Origin of the sequence: Streptomyces sp. NPDC005195, from assembly GCF_040608315.1 — a bacterium.
Lineage (GTDB): Bacteria > Actinomycetota > Actinomycetes > Streptomycetales > Streptomycetaceae > Streptomyces > Streptomyces kaempferi.
In genome coordinates, this window is sequence record NZ_JBEXHZ010000239.1 from 1 (window position 1) to 2,523 (window position 2,523).

Consider the following 2,523-nt stretch of genomic DNA (forward strand, 5'->3'; position numbering starts at 1 on the left):
GGCAGGCCTTACGGCCTGGACGTGGTGATGCCGGCCAAGAAGGTCGAGGGGGTCTCCGAGGCGGACGTCGAGGCGATGATCCCCGAAGGGCACCGCCAGTTCGTCGCGGACACCCTCGCCAAGTACGGCGTACCCGGACTCGACGAGGGGGAAGCGGTCGGCTGGCGCATCACGGGCTGGATGGAGCAGGTCGCCCGCACCCAGCTCGACGTCGCCTTCGACTATCCGATCAGACTGCTGGCCAACGCGCTGGGCTCACCGCCCGCCGACGTCGTGCGGCGCGCCCACGGACAGGGGGTGCTCGTCGCCGCCCTCGCGGGCAGCGCCCGGCACGCCCGCAAACACGCCGAGGCCGGTATCGACGTCGTCGTGGCGCAGGGCTACGAGGCGGGCGGCCACACCGGGGAGATCGCCTCGATGGTCCTCACGCCGGAGGTCGTCGACGCCGTCGACCCGCTGCCCGTCCTCGCGGCGGGCGGCATCGGCAGCGGACAGCAGGTGGCCGCCGCGTTCAGCCTCGGCGCCCAGGGCGTGTGGCTCGGCTCCCTGTGGCTGACCGTCACCGAGGCCGACCTGCACTCACGGGCCGTGACCCGCAAGCTGCTGGCCGCCGGGTCCGGCGACACCGTCCGCTCGCGCGCGCTGACCGGGAAGCCGGCCCGCCAGCTGCGCACCGAGTGGACCGATGCCTGGGACGACCCGCAGGGTCCAGGCACCCTGCCCATGCCCCTGCAGGGGCTGCTGGTGGCCGAGGCCGTCTCCCGCATCCAGAAGTACGAGGTGGAGCCGCTGCTCGGGACACCCGTCGGGCAGATCGTCGGCCGGATGAACAGCGAACGGAGCGTCCAGGCCGTCTTCGACGACCTGACCCGCGGTTTCGAGCACGCCGTCGACCGCGTCAACCGGATCGCCGGAAGGAGCGCCCGACCGTGACCACCTCGACCTCACCGAACGGCTTCTGGGCCCAGGCCACCGCCGACCCCGGGCGGACGGTCCTCGTCACCCCGGACGGGCACGACTGGACCGCGGGCCGTCTGCACACCGCGGCCAACCAACTGGTGCACGGGCTGCGCGCCGTCGGTCTCGAACGCGGCGACGCCTTCGCCGTCGTCCTGCCCAACGGCGTCGAGTTCCTCGTGGCCTACCTCGCCGCCTCGCAGGCCGGCCTCTACCTCGTCCCCGTCAACCATCACCTCGTCGGACCCGAGATCGCCTGGATCGTCTCGGACTCGGGCGCCAAGGTGCTCATCGCCCACGAACGGTTCGCCGACGCCGCGCGCCACGCCGCCGACGAGGCGGGACTGCCGCCCACGAGCCGCTTCGCCGTCGGCCCGGCCGAGGGCTTCCGGCCGTACGCCGAACTCCTCGCAGGACAGGACGGATCGGCGCCCGCCGACCGCACCCTCGGTTGGGTCATGAACTACACCTCGGGCACCACGGGCCGCCCCCGCGGCATCCGCCGACCGCTGCCCGGCAAGCTCCCCGAGGAGACCTACCTCGGTGGCTTCCTCGGCATCTTCGGCATCAAGCCCTTCGACGGCAACGTCCACCTCGTCTGCTCGCCGCTCTACCACACGGCCGTCCTCCAGTTCGCGGGCGCCTCCCTGCACATCGGCCACCGGCTGGTGCTGATGGACAAGTGGACCCCCGAGGAGATGCTCCGGGTCATCGACACCCACCGGTGCACCCACACCCACATGGTCCCGACCCAGTTCCACCGGCTGCTGGCGCTCCCCGAGGGGATCCGGGCCCGCTACGACGTGTCGTCGATGCGGCACGCCATCCACGGCGCCGCCCCCTGCCCCGACCATGTGAAGCGAGCCATGATCGAGTGGTGGGGCCACAGCGTCGAGGAGTACTACGCGGCCAGCGAGGGCGGCGGCGCCTTCGCGACGGCCGAGGACTGGCTGAAGAAACCCGGCACCGTCGGCAGGGCCTGGCCCATCAGCGAGCTCGCCGTCTTCGACGACGACGGCAGGCGGCTGCCGCCCGGTGAACTCGGCACCGTCTACATGAAGATGAGCACCGGCGGATTCTCGTACCACAAGGACGAGAGCAAGACGCGGAAGAACCGCATCGGCGACTTCTTCACCGTCGGCGACCTCGGCTGCCTCGACGAGGAAGGCTATCTCTTCCTCCGCGACCGCAAGATCGACATGATCATCTCCGGTGGCGTCAACATCTACCCGGCCGAGATCGAGGCCGCCCTGCTCGCCCACCCCGCCGTCGCCGACGCGGCGGCCTTCGGCATCCCGCACGACGACTGGGGCGAGGAGGTCAAGGCCGTCGTCGAGCCGGCGCCGGGACACACACCGGGAGCCGCCCTCGCCGCGGACGTCCTGCGCCACTGCGCGGAGCGTCTCGCCGGGTACAAGCGCCCCAAGAGCGTCGACTTCATCGAGTCGATGCCCCGCGACCCGAACGGGAAACTGTACAAACGGCGGCTGCGCGACCCGTACTGGGAGGGCCGCCCCCGAACCGTGTGACACGGCTTCCCGTGGTCCCCGCCCCGGCCGGGCGGGG

2 protein-coding genes are annotated in these 2,523 nt (G+C 71.8%); both read left to right on the forward strand.

Annotated elements, in window-relative coordinates; all coding sequences use genetic code 11:
* On the forward strand, positions 1 to 933 hold a 933-nt coding region (locus ABZV34_RS38480), incomplete at its 5' end, for a nitronate monooxygenase family protein (protein WP_356287642.1).
* Complete coding sequence (locus tag ABZV34_RS38485; protein WP_356287645.1) at positions 930 to 2,486, forward strand: acyl-CoA synthetase; 1,557 nt, start codon at positions 930 to 932, stop codon at positions 2,484 to 2,486. The genes ABZV34_RS38480 and ABZV34_RS38485, both read left to right, overlap by 4 nt.
* Positions 2,487 to 2,523 lie beyond the last annotated feature (37 nt).